The organism is Pseudomonas siliginis, assembly GCF_019145195.1.
Lineage (GTDB): Bacteria > Pseudomonadota > Gammaproteobacteria > Pseudomonadales > Pseudomonadaceae > Aquipseudomonas > Aquipseudomonas siliginis.
Genome location: NZ_JAHSTW010000008.1, coordinates 292,775 through 309,113, shown reverse-complemented (window position 1 = coordinate 309,113; position 16,339 = coordinate 292,775). Strand labels below are relative to the sequence as shown.

Annotated in this window: 15 protein-coding genes and 1 pseudogene; 13 read left to right on the top strand and 3 right to left on the bottom strand. The window is 62.2% G+C overall.

The window, feature by feature from the left end:
- Window positions 1-15: 15 nt before the first annotated feature.
- The 8 genes from KVG87_RS17830 to KVG87_RS17795 all read left to right on the top strand — a co-directional run bounded on the left by KVG87_RS17830 (window position 16) and on the right by KVG87_RS17795 (window position 6,987).
- The gene (locus tag KVG87_RS17830) at window positions 16-363 is read left to right on the top strand and encodes a DUF4389 domain-containing protein (RefSeq protein WP_073472207.1); all 348 of its coding nucleotides are present in this window, start codon (window positions 16-18) and stop codon (window positions 361-363) included.
- Window positions 360-812 (top strand): phosphohistidine phosphatase SixA, encoded by a 453-nt coding sequence (gene sixA / locus KVG87_RS17825; RefSeq protein ID WP_217851829.1) that lies wholly within the window; start codon window positions 360-362, stop codon window positions 810-812. Before KVG87_RS17830 ends, sixA begins: the two co-directional genes overlap by 4 nt.
- A gap of 202 nt (window positions 813-1,014) precedes the next feature.
- On the top strand, window positions 1,015-2,670 hold the full coding sequence (locus KVG87_RS17820) for an AMP-binding protein (RefSeq protein WP_217851827.1): 1,656 nt from the start codon (window positions 1,015-1,017) through the stop codon (window positions 2,668-2,670).
- 31 nt (window positions 2,671-2,701) lie between these two features.
- Window positions 2,702-3,145, top strand: coding sequence for a hotdog fold thioesterase (locus KVG87_RS17815; protein ID WP_016773655.1), 444 nt, complete (start codon window positions 2,702-2,704; stop codon window positions 3,143-3,145).
- Window positions 3,146-3,297: 152 nt separating this feature from the next.
- Window positions 3,298-4,104, top strand: coding sequence for an alpha/beta fold hydrolase (locus KVG87_RS17810; RefSeq protein WP_041479594.1), 807 nt, complete (start codon window positions 3,298-3,300; stop codon window positions 4,102-4,104).
- Window positions 4,101-4,955 carry an alpha/beta hydrolase gene (locus KVG87_RS17805; RefSeq protein ID WP_217851824.1) on the top strand — a complete coding sequence of 285 codons (855 nt, stop codon included), beginning with the start codon at window positions 4,101-4,103 and terminating at the stop codon, window positions 4,953-4,955. The genes KVG87_RS17810 and KVG87_RS17805 overlap by 4 nt, the downstream gene beginning before the upstream one ends.
- Before the next feature lie 115 nt (window positions 4,956-5,070).
- A complete protein-coding gene (locus tag KVG87_RS17800; protein ID WP_076563833.1) occupies window positions 5,071-5,877 on the top strand; it encodes a DUF4892 domain-containing protein in 807 nt (268 codons plus the stop codon).
- Window positions 5,878-5,946: 69 nt separating this feature from the next.
- Entirely contained in the window at window positions 5,947-6,987 is a 1,041-nt protein-coding gene (locus KVG87_RS17795; RefSeq protein WP_071173244.1) for an AI-2E family transporter, read from the top strand.
- Between the two features lie 648 nt (window positions 6,988-7,635).
- Here the strand turns inward: KVG87_RS17795 and KVG87_RS17790 are convergent.
- Together KVG87_RS17790 and KVG87_RS17785 are read right to left on the bottom strand one after the other, a co-directional pair.
- Window positions 7,636-8,685 (bottom strand): ATP-binding protein, encoded by a 1,050-nt coding sequence (locus KVG87_RS17790; protein ID WP_217851822.1) that lies wholly within the window; start codon window positions 8,683-8,685, stop codon window positions 7,636-7,638.
- Complete coding sequence (locus tag KVG87_RS17785) at window positions 8,685-9,434, bottom strand: response regulator (RefSeq protein ID WP_041479472.1); 750 nt, start codon at window positions 9,432-9,434, stop codon at window positions 8,685-8,687. Before KVG87_RS17785 ends, KVG87_RS17790 begins: the two co-directional genes overlap by 1 nt.
- A gap of 262 nt (window positions 9,435-9,696) precedes the next feature.
- Between KVG87_RS17785 and pyrF the strand changes: the two genes are divergently transcribed.
- On the top strand, window positions 9,697-10,395 hold the full coding sequence (pyrF, locus tag KVG87_RS17780; RefSeq protein WP_217851820.1) for an orotidine-5'-phosphate decarboxylase: 699 nt from the start codon (window positions 9,697-9,699) through the stop codon (window positions 10,393-10,395).
- A 126-nt stretch (window positions 10,396-10,521) separates the two neighbouring features.
- Here pyrF and KVG87_RS17775 read toward each other — a convergent pair whose 3' ends face one another.
- Window positions 10,522-11,526: an NADP-dependent oxidoreductase gene (locus KVG87_RS17775; protein WP_217851818.1), complete on the bottom strand. Its 1,005-nt coding sequence runs from the start codon at window positions 11,524-11,526 to the stop codon at window positions 10,522-10,524.
- 235 nt (window positions 11,527-11,761) lie between these two features.
- On the opposite strand from KVG87_RS17775, the gene KVG87_RS17770 reads away from it, so the two are divergent.
- The 4 genes and pseudogenes from KVG87_RS17770 (at window position 11,762) to KVG87_RS26265 (ending at window position 16,190) form a co-directional block, all read left to right on the top strand.
- Window positions 11,762-12,523 carry an SDR family oxidoreductase gene (locus tag KVG87_RS17770; protein ID WP_076563829.1) on the top strand — a complete coding sequence of 254 codons (762 nt, stop codon included), beginning with the start codon at window positions 11,762-11,764 and terminating at the stop codon, window positions 12,521-12,523.
- 190 nt (window positions 12,524-12,713) lie between these two features.
- Window positions 12,714-14,114 carry an aminotransferase-like domain-containing protein gene (locus KVG87_RS17765; protein WP_076563828.1) on the top strand — a complete coding sequence of 467 codons (1,401 nt, stop codon included), beginning with the start codon at window positions 12,714-12,716 and terminating at the stop codon, window positions 14,112-14,114.
- A gap of 108 nt (window positions 14,115-14,222) precedes the next feature.
- Window positions 14,223-15,329: pseudogene (locus tag KVG87_RS26270) on the top strand (HAMP domain-containing protein); the annotation flags it as partial.
- A complete protein-coding gene (locus tag KVG87_RS26265) occupies window positions 15,309-16,190 on the top strand; it encodes a methyl-accepting chemotaxis protein (protein ID WP_372241007.1) in 882 nt (293 codons plus the stop codon). The pseudogene KVG87_RS26270 and the gene KVG87_RS26265, both read left to right, overlap by 21 nt.
- Window positions 16,191-16,339: the final 149 nt, after the last annotated feature.

Here is a 16,339-nt window from a genome sequence, read left to right as displayed (position 1 = left end):
GACAGGAAGCAAGCCATGAACGAACCGAAAAGCGAAACCCAGTACGAATCCATCCTCCTGCGGGTGTTGTGGATGATCGTTTATCTGCTGGTCTGGCAAGTCGCGCAGTTCATCCTCGGCGCGGTGGTATTGGTGCAACTGATCTACCGCCTGATCTACGGCGCACCGAGCGCCAGCCTGATGAATTTCGGCGACAGCCTCAGCCAGTTCCTCGCGCAGATCGGCCGCTTCGGCACGTTTCACAGTGACCAGAAGCCCTGGCCGTTCGCCGACTGGCCGGCGCCGCGCACCCCGGAAGGTGAAGCGCCGCACACCGTCGCCCCGGCCGCGCACCCGGTGCGCGATGAGGAGCCCAAACTATGAAACTGTGGGTATTGCGTCATGGTGAGGCGGTGCCTCACGGCTCGAAAATCGATTCCGAGCGCGAGCTGACCGAGCACGGCCGTAAGGAAGTCCTGAGCAGCGCCGCGCATCTGATGGGCCAGCCGCTGACGGCGATCTACGCCAGCCCTTGTCTGCGCGCGCAGCAAACCGCGCAGATCGTGCGCGAGGCGCTGGGGTTCGAGCCGGAGATCCGTACGGTCGAGTGGCTGACGCCGGAGAGCGATCCGGACAAGGTCGCCGAGCAATTGGTGTCGGTGAGCAATGTGCTGCTGGTCAGCCACAACCCGTTGGTGGGTAATCTGCTCAGCTATCTGCAGCACGGCGCCGGGCATCCGCCGGAGCGGGTGAGTACGGCGGGGCTGGCGGAGCTTGAGCACAGCGAGCTGCTGATTGGCTCGATGAGGCTCAACAGCCTCAAGCACCCTTAACGCTATATCCCTGTGGGAGCGAGCCTGCTCGCGAAGGCGGCGTGTCATTCACCCTTTTTGGGCTGACATACTGCATTCGCCAGCAGGCTCGCTCCCACATTGGTTTCTGTCACCCCAAGAAATTATTTGTTTGAAAATTCCAACCAAGCACTTGCTTGGTTGACTACGCTTGCTCCAGACCAAAAAAACAGGAGCGAGTCGCATGTCTGCCGCCTTCCGTTTGCCGCTGGACGTGTTCTACGAACGGGAAGCCCGGCACCCGCGCCAGCGCTTTCTTGTGCAGCCCATCGGCGGCGGTCAGGTCGAGACGCTGACGTGGGGCGATGTCGGCCATCAGGCCCGCTGCGCCGCGCACTGGCTACGCGCGCGGGAGTTGCCGCCCGGCAGCCACATTGCGCTGATCTCGAAAAATTGCGCGCACTGGATCATCGCCGATCTGGCGATCTGGATGGCCGGACATGTGTCGGTGCCGCTGTACCCCAATCTCACCGCCGAGTCCGTGGCGCAGGTGCTGACTCACTCGGAAAGTGCGCTGGCGTTCATCGGCAAACTGGATGACTGGGCGGGCATGGCGCAGGGCGTGCCGGCGGGCCTGCCGACCATCAGCCTGCCGCTGCATCCGTCGGGGGAGTTCGATTACAGCTGGGCGGATCTGCAGAGCTGTTCGCCAATCCAGGACGATCCACGTCCCGCCGCCGAGCAATTGGCGACGATCATTTACACCTCCGGCACCACCGGCCTGCCCAAAGGCGTGATGCACAGTTTCGCCAATCTTGGTTTCGCCACCAGTCGCGGCACGCAGCTGTTCGGGCTCAACGAGAACGATCGGCTGCTGTCGTATCTACCGCTGTGCCACGTTGCCGAGCGCATGTTTGTCGAATTGGCCTCGATCTATACCGGGCAGACCGTGTTCTTCGCCGAAAGCCTCGAGACTTTCATCACCGATCTGCAGCGCGCGCGGCCTACGGCAATGTTCGGCGTGCCGCGTATCTGGACCAAATTCCAGATGGGTGTGTACAGCAAGATCCCGGCGCAGCGTCTGGACTTCCTCCTCGGGTTGCCCTTCATCGGCAAGCGGGTCGGGCACAAAGTGCTGGCCGGGCTCGGCCTGGATGCCTTGCGCGTAGCGTTGTCCGGTGCCGCGCCGGTGCCGCAGACCTTGCTCGCCTGGTATCAGAAACTTGGCCTCGATGTGCTGGAGGTGTACGGCATGACCGAGGGCTGCGGCTATTCGCATATCTGCCTGCCGGGGCGATACAAACAGGGCTGGATCGGCCAGCCGTGCCCGGAAGTCGAGGTGCGCATCGATGAGTCCGGCGAAGTGCAGGTGCGCAGCCAGGCCAACATGCTCGGCTATTTCAAGGAACCGCAGAAAACTGCCGAGACGCTGACCGCAGACGGTTTTCTGCGCACCGGCGACAAGGGTGAGCAGGACAGCGAAGGGCGCCTGCGCCTGACCGGGCGACTCAAGGAAATCTTCAAGACCAGCAAAGGCAAATACGTCGCGCCGGCACCGATCGAAAACCGTCTGGCGGTGCATTCGCGCATCGAGCAAGTGTGCGTGGTCGGCGATGGCCTGAGTGCACCGCTGGGGTTGTGCGTGCTGTCGACGGTCAATGAGCAAGAGCCTCGTGCCAGCCTGCACGCGAGCCTGGAAAAATTGCTGGAGGAGGTCAACGCCGCCCTCGACAAGCACGAACGCCTGCACCGACTGGTAGTGGTCAAGGACAGTTGGGCGGTGGACAACGGCTTCCTCACGCCGACCCTGAAAATCAAACGCAACGTCATCGAAGACCGCTATGGCGCACGCTTCGAAGAATGGAGCGCGCGCAGCGAGGCGGTGCTGTGGCAGGATTGAGCATCGATTACAACAACAAAGGAAGTCTGCGATGAGCTTGTGGCGTACTACTCCCGACATCGAACAGTTGAACGCAATCCAGAAGAACACCATCGGCGAAGTGCTGGATATTCGCTTCGAAGCCTTCGACGAACAGTCGCTGACCGCGAGCATGGTCATCGACCATCGCACCCACCAGCCTTACGGTCTGCTGCATGGCGGCGCATCGGTGGTACTGGCGGAAACCGTGGGCTCGATGGCCAGTTATCTGTGCATCGATGCCAGCAAGTTCTATTGCGTCGGCCTGGAGATCAACGCCAACCATTTGCGCGGGTTGCGCAGTGGGCGGGTGACGGCGGTGGCCACGCCGATCCATATCGGCCGCACCACGCACGTCTGGGACATCCGTTTGACCAGCGACGAGGGCAAGGCCAGTTGCGTATCGCGCCTGACTATGGCGGTGGTGCCGCTGGGGGAACAGCCGCCGCTGCGTTGACAGGTTGTAGATCAAAAGATCGCAGCCTTCGGTGTTGTGGTCTTTTGCTTGCGAAGCGTCTCCACCACCATTTCTGGCAGTTATGGTCATTGCTGCGGCGCCGGGTCTTGCGGACAATCAACGCCACGATTCCCGCTCATGGATTTGCCCGCATGTCGCAACCGATCTTTTTCGCCCACGCCAACGGTTTCCCCTCGGGGACCTATGGCAAGTTGTTCGCGGCGCTGGCGCCGGAGTATCGGGTCGCGCATCTGGAGCAGCATGCCCATGACCCGCGTTTTCCGGCGGACGACAACTGGTACAACCTCGTCGACGAACTGATCCATCACCTGGAGCAGCAAGAGCAGCCGGTGTGGGGCGTCGGCCATTCCTTTGGCGGTCTGCTGCACCTGCATGCGGCGTTGCGTTGTCCCGAGCTGTATCGCGGCGTGGTCATGCTCGACTCGCCAGTACTGACCCGCACTGATCAGTGGGTGATTCGCGCGGCCAAGCGCTTTGGTTTCATCGACCGGCTGACCCCGGCCGGGCGCACCCTCGGGCGGCGTGAAGAATTCGCCGATCTCGACAGTGCACGCAGTTACTTTTCCGGCAAAACTCTGTTTCGCGGCTTCGATCCGGAATGCTTCGATGCCTACCTGCAACACGGTTTGCATCAGGTCGACGACAAGCTGCGTCTGCGTTTTGATCCGGCCACCGAAATCAGCATTTATCGCGGCGTGCCGCACACCAGTCCCGGGCGTACCCGGCAGTTGCAGGTGCCGCTGGCCATCGTGCGCGGGCACAAGAGCCGCGTGGTCATGCGCCATCACACACGTTTCGTCTCGCGTCTGCCCCAGGGCGAGGCGCTGAGCATGCCTGGCGGGCACATGTTCCCGCTGGAGCGTCCGCAGGACACGGCTCGGCTGCTCAAGAATCTGTTCATGCGCTGGGAACAGCGGCAGAACAAGGATTGTGCATGAGCCCGACCTGCGAAGAAGTGCGCCTGAACCTGCCGCACATCGAATTGGCCGCGCATCTGTTCGGCCCCGAGGACGGCCTGCCGGTGATCGCGTTGCATGGCTGGCTCGACAACGCCAACAGCTTCGCGCGACTGGCGCCCAAGCTTGATGGCTTGCGCATCGTCGCGCTGGACATGGCCGGCCACGGTCATTCCGCTCATCGACCAAGCGGCGCCGGTTATGCCCTGTGGGACTACGCCCATGATGTGCTGCAAGTCGCTGAACAACTGGGCTGGAAGCGTTTCGGCCTGCTCGGGCATTCGATGGGCGCGATTGTCTCGATGGTGCTGGCCGGTTCGCTGCCTGAACGCATCAGCCATCTGGCGCTCATTGATGGCGTGATTCCTCCGACAGACAAAGGCGAAAACGCCGCCGAGCGCATGGGCATGGCCCTGCAGGCGCAACTTGATCTGCGGGAAAAGCGCAAACCGGTCTATACCACCCTTGAGCGTGCCATCGAGGCGCGGATGAAAGGCCTGGTGGCAGTCAGTCGCGAGGCCGCCGAACTGTTGGCCCAGCGCGGTTTGATGCCGGTCCCCGGCGGCTACACCTGGCGCACCGACAATCGCCTGACCCTGCCATCGCCGCTGCGCCTGACGGAAGAACAGGCAATGGCGTTTGCCTTGCGCGTCGGTTGCCCGGCGCATCTGGTAGTCGCGGCGGATGGCATGCTGGCCAGGCATCCTGAGTTGCTGCAGCGTCTACCCTTCAGTCACGAACAGTTGCCGGGCGGGCATCATCTGCACCTGAACGACGAGGCTGGCGCAGGTCTTGTAGCAGACTGTTTCAATCGCTTCTTCGCCATGCCTTGACTTGCTACCGGCAACTGCCGAGGCTGGGCGGGTTGAAACAGGAGACAAACTTGATGGATTTCTATACCGCTGCGACCCCGACCCGCCCAGCCATGACCGTCCGGTGAGCCTGACTATGCGGCCACTCAGTCTTTTCGCGCTGTGCTGCTTCAGCTCCTTGTCCTTCGCTGCCGATGTGCCGGGCAGCCAGGATCTGCAAATCGTGCCGCGTCTGGCCGATGCTCAGATTGTCGACTATCGCCCGGCGGCCGAGCTGGAGCGCATCTACCCGCTGGGCTCGATCCGCAAGATCAGCGGCCAGTTGCGCTTCGACGGCCAGGTCACCGCCCGCGGCCAGACCACCTCGGTAACCTACGAGTTGCCGCCGGAACATTCCGCCACCGAAGCCTTTACCGCCGCCCGCGAAGCGCTGCAACAGCAGGATGCCGAATTGCTGTTCTGGTGCCAGGCCCGCGATTGCGGCGAAAGCAGCCTGTGGGCCAACGAGGTGTTCGGCAACGCCAAGCTGTATGGCTCTGACGAGCAACAGGCTTATCTGTTGCTCAGGCTGGCGGCGCCAAAGGACAACACGCTGGTGGCGCTCTACAGCATCACTCGCGGCAATCGCAAAGCCTATCTGCATGTCGAGCAATTCGAGGCGGCTGCGCCGTTGGGCGAGTTGCTGCCGACCTCGGCGACCCTGCTGCGCCAGTTGAAAAGCACCGGCGAGCTGGATTTCCCGAAACTGGTCGATGAGCCGGATGCCACCTGGCTGCGCCTGATTTCCCGTGGCCTGAATCTCGACACGACCTTGCGGGTCACGGTTTCCGGGCCCAAGGCCGAAGCCTGGCGCCAGGCGTTGATCACTCAGGGTGTGCGGGCGGCCCGGATGGAAACCGGCAATCTCGAAGGCTCTGGCCTGCGCATCGACCTGTTGCGATAAGCTGTGCCGGGCGAGCATGCACACAGTGTTCGCCTACTCTTTCGCTGACTGACTTTGCCGGGACTTCCCATGCTCAATAACGATCGCCTGCTGGTGCAGATTCTGCTGCTGGTTTTGTTTGGTGCCAGCCTTTGGGTGATGGCGCCGTTCTGGTCGGCGCTGTTCTGGGGCGCGGTGCTGGCGTTCGCCAGTTGGCCGCTGATGCGTTTGCTGACCCGCGCGCTCAATGGCCGTGAATCGCTGGCCGCGTTGATCCTGACACTGGGCTGGATGTTGCTGGTGGCGGCGCCGCTGGTGTGGCTGGGTTTCAATCTTGCCGATCATGTGCGCGATGCCACGGCATTCATCAAGGATGTGCAGGTCGACGGTTTGCCGGAAGCGCCCACTTGGCTTGGCAGCGTGCCATTGGTTGGTGAGCGACTGGTGGCGATGTGGGACAGCATCGATCAACAGGGCGCGGCGTTGATGGTCTCGATCAAGCCGTATCTGGGGCAGGTCGGCAACTGGTTGCTGGCACGCAGCGCGCAGATCGGCGGGGGGATTCTCGAGCTGACGCTGAGTCTGGTGTTCGTGTTCTTTTTCTACCGTGACGGGCCACGACTGGCGGCGTTTGTGCACAGTCTGCTGCAGCGCTTGATTGGCGATCGTGCCGGTTATTACATCGAATTGGTGGCGGGCACGGTGCAGCGGGTGGTCAACGGTGTGATTGGTACGGCGGCGGCGCAGGCGGTGCTGGCGTTGATCGGCTTTTTGATCGCCGGGGTGCCGGGGGCGCTGGTGCTGGGGATCGTCACGTTTATGCTGAGTCTGATTCCGATGGGGCCACCGCTGGTGTGGGTGCCGGCCACGGCTTGGCTGGTGTGGAAGGGTGAGTACGGGATGGCGATCTTTCTCGGGATCTGGGGGACGTTCATCATCAGTGGCGTGGACAATGTGCTCAAGCCGTATCTGATCAGCCGTGGCGGCAATCTGCCGTTGGTGATTGTGTTGCTCGGGGTGTTTGGCGGGTTGATTGCGTTTGGCTTTATCGGGTTGTTTATTGGGCCTACGTTGTTGGCGGTGGCTTATAGTCTTTTGACGGATTGGAGTAAGAGTCAGGCTCGGGTCTAGGGGGGGGGCTTGGCGGCCTCTGGGCCGACCAGGTTCTTGGGGTTTTGGGTGAATATCCGTTTCTTCGGGTGTTGCTGATTACGGTTCCGCCCTTACGGCGGGTCACCTTTTTCAAACGCCAAAAAGGTAACCGAAAAGGCTTGCTCCTGCGTTCGGCCCTCGCAGGCTCGGGTTCCTTCGCTGCGGGATCGATCCGGGCGCAGCGGCTCCGGTTTGCTTCGCTGCACCTCCTTCCGCTGTGTCTGGCTGCGCCAGACGGTCGCTGCGCTCCCACGCCCGGATCAATCCCTCCGCTCAGCCTTCCGACGTCGCCCGTGGATCAAGATCAAAAGCGGTACTCGAGCTTGCGCTCATTGTTGAGTGGGGCGGCTTCGCCGCGGGCAGCTGCGCTGCTTTGCTTTTGTGGGAGCGAGCCTGCTCGCGAAGGCGGCCTGGCAGCCAACCCATCTCTCTCTGAAACCACTCGATCCCTGTGGGAGCTGGCTTGCCAGCGATAGCGTCCTCACATCCAACCAATATCTGCCGAATACACTCAGTTTCATTGTGGGAGCGAGCCTGCTCGCGAAGAGGCCGGTACATTCAACAGATGTATTGAATCATCAGACACTTTCGCGAGCAGGCTCGCTCCCTCTTCAAGTCGGCTGAGCCTCAGCCCCGTGGCAAGCGGACAATGGCGGTCAGCCCACCCCCCGGTGTTTCCTCCAGCTTCAATTGTCCACCCAACCGCTGCGCGGCTTCGCGGGCGATGGTCATGCCCAGCCCTACGCCGCCGGAATTGCGGTTGCGCGAGCCTTCCAGTCGGTAAAACGGCTCGAACACCGCTTCCCGCTGGTCTTCAGCAATACCCGGTCCGTGATCAATCACCCGAATCAGCAGTTCTTCGCGCTGTTCCAGCAGTTCAATCCGTGCCTGTCCGGCGTAACGCAGGGCGTTGTCCAGCAGGTTGTTGATGCACGAGCGCAGCGCCATCGGTTGTACTGGCAAAGGCGCGCAGTGGCCGCTGACCTGTACATCGGCGCCCTGGTCCTGGGCGTTTTCGCTCAGCGATTCGACCAGCGCCTGCACGTCCAGCAACTGCAAGGCTTCGCTGGTGCGTTGTTCGTGCAGATAGGTGAGGGTGGCGTCGAGCATGCCGATCATGTCGTCCAGGTCCTGGCGCATCTGGCTTTGCAGCTTGTCGTCGCTGATGTTTTCCAGGCGCAGTTTCAGCCGTGACAGTGGCGTGCGCAGGTCGTGGGAGACGGCGCCGAGCATGCGCGCGCGTTGCTGGACCTGTTCGCGGATGCGCCGTTGCATGAGGTTGAAAGTGTGGGCCGCTTGCCGGGCTTCGCGCGGGCCGGATTCGTCGAGGGGGTCGCTGTCGAGGTCTTCGCTCAGGCGCTCGGCGGCGTCGCTCAGGCGCTGGATCGGCCGGGTGAGCAGTTTGGCGCCGTACCAGGCGGCGATCATCAGCGTGATGAATTGAAAGGTCAGCGGCACCACCGGGCCACCGAACCAGGGGCGCGCTTGCCTCGGTGGATAAGCGGCGTCGCGCATGGGCGGTTGGCCGTCGATGTTCGCTGAGAACTCGGGCGGTGGTGGGGGCGGAGGAGGGCCGTAGAGCCTGAACCAGGCGAAGGCCAGCAGGTGCGCCAGGACAATCGCCGCGAACAGCACCCCGAACAGGCGACCGAACAGGGTGTCCAAGCGCGCCTTCATCAGCCGATGTCCCGCGCGTCGAACAGGTAACCCTCGCCGCGCACGGTCTTGATCAACTGCGGGGCTTTCGGGTCGTCACCGAGTTTTTGCCGCAGGCGCGAGACCAGCAGGTCGATGCTGCGGTCGAAGGCTTCGATCGAGCGACCGCGAGCGGCGTCGAGCAGTTGTTCGCGGCTGAGCACGCGGCGCGGGCGTTCGATGAAGACCCAGAGCAGGCGGAATTCGGCGTTGGACAAGGGCACTACCAGGCCGTTGTCGGCGACCACTTGGCGCAGGACGCTGTTGAGGCGCCAGTTGTCGAAGCGAATGTTGGCGCGCTGGTCAGTGCGGTCGTCGCGCACGCGGCGCAGGATGGTCTGGATGCGGGCGACCAGTTCGCGTGGTTCGAACGGCTTGGCCATGTAATCGTCTGCGCCCAGTTCCAGGCCGATGATGCGGTCGGTGGGTTCGCAGCGGGCGGTGAGCATCAGGATCGGGATGTCCGATTCGGCGCGCAGCCAGCGGCACAGCGACAGGCCGTCTTCGCCGGGCAGCATCAGGTCGAGGACGATGACGTCGAAATGTTCGCCCTGCAGCGCCTGGCGCATCGCCGCGCCGTCGGTGACGCCGCTGGCGTGAATGTTGAAACGGGCGAGGTAATCGATCATCAGCTCGCGGATCGGCACGTCATCGTCGACGATCAGCGCGCGGATGCTCCAGCGCTTGTCGTCTTTGCTTTCATCCGTCACGGTTGTCGGGGCATTGTGCATAGGGCTGTTCACTGCCAGGGGTGGTTTCAGCATAGGCGTCCGGCCGAGAGGCGGGAAGTGCTGTTGTAAGGGCGTATTGCGCCGGGCGAGGCTAACCCGGGTGCGTGTTGCGGGCGTGTCGGTTGTGTATCGGAGTCGACACAATAGCCGCGCCGGCTAAGCTGATAACCGCCAGCGCGACGATTTACCGATCATCGGGTGCCGCGCCGCCGCCGGTTCCGCTACAATGCGCGCCGTTTTCGACCAGCCTGAGAGCCCATCCATGTCCGCCTGCCAGACTCCTATCATCGTCGCCCTGGATTTCCCCACCCGTGACGCCGCACTGAAGCTGGCCGACCAGTTGGACCCGAAGCTGTGCCGGGTCAAAGTGGGCAAGGAACTATTCACCAGTTGCGCGGCGGAAATCGTCGGCACCCTGCGTGACAAGGGTTTTGAAGTGTTTCTGGATCTCAAATTCCACGACATCCCCAACACCACCGCGATGGCTGTGAAAGCCGCTGCCGAGATGGGCGTGTGGCTGGTCAACGTGCACTGCTCCGGTGGCCTGCGCATGATGGCTGCCTGCCGTGAAGAGCTGGACAAGCGCAGTGGTCCGCAACCGTTGTTGATTGGTGTGACCGTGCTGACCAGCATGGAGCGCGAGGATCTGGCCGGTATCGGTCTGGATATCGAGCCGCAGGAACAAGTGCTGCGTCTGGCGGCACTGGCCGAGAAGGCCGGGATGGACGGTCTGGTGTGTTCGGCGCTGGAAGCGTCGGCGCTGAAAGCCGCGCACCCGTCGCTGCAACTGGTGACCCCGGGGATTCGCCCGGCGGGCAGCGCGCAGGATGATCAACGGCGCATTCTGACCCCGCGTCAGGCGCTGGATGCCGGTTCCGATTATCTGGTAATCGGCCGTCCGATCAGCCAGGCGGCAGATCCGGCGCAGGCGTTAGCCGCAGTCGTAGCCGAAATCGCCTAAAGCTTATTGAAGATCCAACTGTGGGAGCGAGCCTGCTCGCGAAGAGGGCGTGTCAGTCGGCATCATTACCGACTGATCCACCGCTTTCGCGAGCAGGCTCGCTCCCACATTGGTTTCAGGCTGGCCTTAAACCTTCAGAACCAACTTGCCAAAGTTCTCGCCGTTGAACAGTTTCATCAGCGTCTCGGGGAACGTCTCCAGCCCATCAACCACATCTTCCTTGCTCTTGAGCTGCCCGTTGGTCATCCAGCCGGCCATCTCCTGCGCGGCGCTGGCGAACTGCGCGGCGTAGTCCATCACCACAAAACCTTCCATGCGCGCGCGATTGACCAGCAGTGACAGGTAATTGGCCGGGCCTTTGACCGCTTCTTTATTGTTGTACTGGCTGATGGCGCCGCAGATCACCACCCGCGCTTTCATGTTCAAGCGGCTCAGCACCGCGTCGAGAATGTCGCCACCGACGTTATCGAAGTACACGTCCACGCCTTTCGGACATTCGCGCTTCAGTCCGGCCACGACGTCTTCGGCCTTGTAATCGATGGCGCCGTCGAAGCCCAATTCGTCGATGAGGAATTTGCACTTGTCGGCCCCGCCGGCAATGCCGACGACGCGGCAGCCTTTGATTTTGGCGATCTGCCCGGCCACGCTGCCCACCGCACCGGCCGCGCCGGACAGCACCACGGTGTCACCGGCTTTCGGGGCGCCGACGTCGAGCAGGGCGAAGTAGGCGGTCATGCCGGTCATGCCCAGTGCAGACAGATAGCGTGGCAATGGCGCGAGTTTCGGGTCGACCTTGTAGAAACCGCGCGGCTCGCCAAGGAAATAATCCTGCACACCCAGAGCGCCGTTGACGTAATCGCCGACGGCAAAGCCGGGATTGTTCGAGGCGATGACTTTTCCCACGCCCAGTGCGCGCATGACCTCACCGAGACCGACCGGCGGGATGTAGGACTTGCCTTCGTTCATCCAACCGCGCATGGCCGGGTCGAGGGACAGGTATTCGTTTTTCACCAGGATCTGTCCCGCCTGTGGCTCGCCGACCGGTACTTCCTGATAAGTGAAAGTCTCGCGGGTCGCGGCGCCCACCGGGCGTTTGGCGAGCAGGAACTGGCGATTGGTCTGGTTGGTCATGACAGGCACTCGAATGGAATGAAGCCTTGTTGATAGCTCTTCAACGCCGATGTCGCAAGGTTGGCTGATACGGCGAATGCGAGTCGATCCAGTGCAGTGATGGTTACGGGTTGGGTTTTATCACTGCAGCGCATGGGCCTGTAAACAGCGATTGCATAGTGCTGACGCGCTTTCGCCGCCCTTGGCTATGCTGCGACGCAACATCTCCCAGTTTTTTGCATTCGAGGACATCTCCATGAGCATGACGTTTTCCGGTCAGGTGGTTGTAATCACGGGGGCCGCCTACGGCATCGGTCGCGCGACAGCCCTGGCGTTTGCCGCCGAAGGCCTGAAAGTGGTGGTGGCTGACCTCGACGCGGCTGGAGGCGAAGGCACGGTTGCGCTGATTCGTACCGCCGGTGGCGAAGCGTCCTTCGTGCGCTGCGACGTGACGGTGGAAAGCGATGTAAAAAATCTGATGGATGAGGTGATCAACACCTACGGTCGTCTCGACTATGCCTTCAACAACGCCGGGATCGAAATCGAAAAGGGCAAACTCGCCGACGGTTCGCTGGACGAATTCGACGCGATCATGGGCGTCAACGTCAAAGGCGTCTGGCTGTGCATGAAGTATCAGTTGCCGTTGCTGTTGGCGCAGGGCGGTGGCGCGATCGTCAACACGGCGTCGGTAGCCGGACTGGGCGCAGCGCCGAAAATGAGCATCTACGCGGCGTCGAAACATGCGGTGATCGGCCTGACCAAATCGGCGGCGATCGAATACGCGAAGAAGAAAATCCGCGTCAACGCAGTGTGCCCGGCGGTAATCGACACAGACATGTTCCGCCGCGCCTACGAAGCTGACCCGAAGAAAGGCGAATTCGCCAACGCCATGCATCCGGTCGGACGCATCGGCAAGGTCGAGGAAATCGCCAGCGCGGTGCTGTATCTGTGCAGCGATGGCGCAGCGTTCACCACTGGGCATTCGCTGGCAGTGGATGGCGGCGTGACAGCGTTCTGAAGGTTGCCGTAATTTTAAGAACCCGCCTGCGTGCGGGTTTTTTGTACCTCGCGGTTGGTCCGTGTGAATACCGCTAAACAATGTGTATCAAACCGTTAGAACTGCCGCATTTGGCGGTGTTGTCGCACAGCCTCGGCGGCGCGGCTGTGATTTACTGCTGCCAGCAAAACTGACAGGAGTTTGCGAGCTCATGGAACTGAGAATTGACCGACAGGCAATGGTGCCGGTCGTGCAGCAGATCGTCGATGGAATGACTGACTGGATTGTGCAAAGCGGCATCCCGCCGGCCACCCGGTTACCCTCCGTACGGCAAATCGCCCGGGGGAATCTGCTCAGCCAGTCGTGCGTTGTCGAAGCCTGCGAGCGCCTGGTTTCGCAAGGCGTATTGACCACGCGTCAGGGCGCGGGATTCATCGTCGCGGCCTCGCCGGCATTGCGCGAAGCGGACTCGGAATGGGCAGCGTGCGAGGGCCGCCCCGCATGGCGTGATGAGGTGGACGCCGCAACGAGTCGCTTGATTTTGGGGCAAGGAGGCTTGCCGCCGAGTTGGCGTGAGCCCGACGACCTCAGCTATGCGCTGCGCGAGGTGGCACGCACCGACATGGCCAGCCTGTTCAACTACAGCTCGCCACTGGGCCTGCCAGCGTTGCGCGAGCAAATTGCCAAGCGTCTGAAACTGCTGAATATCGACGCCTGCAATACCCGGCTGATGAGCACCAGCGGTGCCAGTCATGCGCTTGACCTGATCGTGCGCACCCTGTTCAAGGCTGGCGATTGCGTCGTGGTGGAAACGCCCGGTTATGCACCGTTGTTTGACCTGTTGCGTCTGCACGGCGTACAGATGCTCGAAGTTCGTCGTACGCCGAGCGGGCCGGACATCGACATGCTCGAGTCGGTGCTGCGTCAGTTTCGTCCCGGCGCCCTGTTCATCGGCAGTCATCACCACAATCCCACTGGCAGTTGCCTGACTCCCGCCGTTGCCCAGCGCATCGTGCAGTTGAGCAAGACCTACGACCTGCGCGTGATCGAAGATGACGTCTACGCTGATCTGCACACCGGCAACGGTACGCGGTTGGCGGCGCTGGACCATGGCGGCCGGGTCATTTATGTCGGCAGCTTCTCCAAGACACTGAGCAGCTCGTTGCGGGTCGGCTTTGTCCTGGCGGACAGCGAACTGCTGAAGCGCCTGGCGGAGGTCAAGATGATCAGCGGCCTGGGCTGTTCGAGGCTGGCCGAGGCGGTATTGGCCAGACTGATGGCGACCGGCGCCTATCGCAAACTGGTGCAGCGCCAGCGTCAGCGCTTGAATGCCGATCGCGCGGCGGCCTTGCAGGCCCTGGAAGATGCCGAGTGGGAAGTGTTCGGCAAGCCGGTTGGCGGGCTGTTTATCTGGGCGCGGGCGCGCTTGCGCGACCAGGCGTCGGTGCGTAGGCAGGCCCAGCACTGCGGGCTGGAGTTATCAGCAGCGGACGCCTTCAGTCCCAGCGGTGAGTGCGGTGACTGGCAGCGCATCAATGTGGCCTGTGCCTGCGACCCACGGGCGCGGCAGTTTTTTCGCAATACCTGCGCGGATCGACCTCCAGCATTCTGAAAACGACGCGGGCGTAGCTTTTTGCCATTATTCCGACGCCAGAGTCTTGTGCTGGTTCGAGCCCGTTGCGAATCTTCGGCAACAGACTTTGGCAGGGGACTACGCGCAATGATTTCGGCCGTGCAAGGACGTTTCGCCAACCTCGGTATGGCGAAAAAACTGGGTATCGGATTTGTGCTGGTCTTGCTGCTGACTGCGTTGGTGGCGGCGATCGGCGTCTGGTCCCTGCAAACCATCAGCCTGCGTTTCGACGGCTTGAAGCAGATGTCCGCGCTCAACAGCGGCCTGCTCAAGGTGCGCCTGCTCGAGCAGGAGTACGCCCTGCGCGGCAATCCGAAGACCGCCGATGCCTTGCGCGAGGGCGTCGATGGGCTGATCGTTCTTGCCGGCGAGCTCAAGGCACATTCCCCGGCCAATGTGCCGGTGATGAGCGATGTCGAGCAAGCGCTGGGCGCGTATCGCAAGGCCTTCGATGAATTTGTCTCGCTGAGCCAGGCCAAGGACCTTGCGCTGGAGATGGCCAGTTGGTCGGTGTCCAGCGTGGCCAATAACCTCGACGTGTTGCAGAGCGGGCTGGCCGATGATGGCGCCTATACGTTGAAAGACACCGAGGGCAAGGACGGCGCGCAGTTCATCGAACAGGCGAATCAGGTCAGTCAGGTCTCGCGACTGATGCTGCAAGCGATGAACGAAGCGCGCGTGCGGCTGGATCAAAGCCGCAAGGGCGATGCCGACAATGCCGGTCAAGGCAACATCGAGCAGGCCGCGCAAGCGCAGGAGCAGGCCGAGGCGCTGAAAACCACGGTCAAGGACGAGGGCTATCTGACGGTGCTCAACGAAGTGTCGGGGCATATCGCCGGATTCAACGAGAAGCTGGCTGAATACACCGGTTTGCTGGCGCAAGAAAAAACTGTTTATGACCAGTTGCATCAGCGCGCGGCGCAAGTGGTGGACCGGGTCAATCAGGCCTATGTCGCCGAAGATGCTTCGATGCAGGCGGAGCTGAAAAAGAACACGGTATTGATCATTGGCTCTTCGGCGCTGGCCTTGTTGGTCGGATTACTTGCCGCGTGGGTGATAACGCGCCTGATCGTGGCGCCGCTGCGCAGTGTGATTCGCGTGGCGCAGCAGATTGCTGCAGGTGATCTGACGGCGAAGGTCGAGGTGACGCGCCGCGATGAAATGGGGCAATTGATGTTGGCGATGCAGCAGATGGCTGCCGGCCTCGGCACGATTGTCAGCGGCTTGCAGGCCGGTATCGAGCGCTTGGCCGGTTCCGCGCAATCGCTGTCGGCGGTGACCGAGCAGACCAATCTGGAGGTCAACAGCCAGAAGGAGGAAACCGAGCAGGTCGCCACCGCCATGAACCAGATGACCGCCACCGTGCATGACGTCGCGCGCAATGCCGAAGAGGCGGCGCTCGCGGCGCAGACGGCGGATGACAAGGTCGAGAGCGGCCAGCAGGTGGTGCGTCAAAGCATGGCGCGGATCGAGCAGTTGGCGGATTCGGCAACCTCGGCCAGTTCCAGCATCGAGAGCCTCAGTGCCGAGATTCAGAATATCGGCACGGTGCTGGAGGTGATCAAAAGCGTGGCCGAGCAGACCAATCTGTTGGCGCTGAACGCTGCAATCGAAGCGGCGCGCGCCGGGGAGCAGGGCAGGGGGTTTGCGGTGGTGGCCGATGAGGTGCGTGCGCTGGCACGGCGTACGCAGCAATCGACCGAGGAGATCGAACGCTTGGTCAGTGCCCTGCGGGCAGCGGCGCAGTCGTCGGTGCAGCAGATTCGCAGCAGTGGCGAGCTGGTGAAGCTGGCGGTCAGTGATGCGTTGCAGACCGAAAGTGCGCTGGGGAGTATTGCGGCGGCGGTGTCGTTGATTCAGCAGATGAATCAGCAGATCGCGGCGGCGGCGGAGGAGCAGAGTTCGGTGGCGGAGGAGATCAATCGCAGTGTTACGCAGATTCGTGCGAGCGCGGATCACTCTTCCGTGGCGATGCGCGGGAATGCGGCTTCGAGCGTTGAGCTGGCGCAGTTGGGCGGCGAGTTGCGCTCGATGGTTGGGCATTTTCGGCTTTGAGCCTTGGCGGCCTTTGGGCCGACCAGGCTCTCGGCTTCGCCGCGTGGGGATGGCCCGGGTTTGCTTTTGCTGTTCCGTGGGAGCTGGCCTGCCAGCGAAGGCGGCCTGACAGCCGACCGATTTTTACCTGAGAACACTGCTTCCCAATG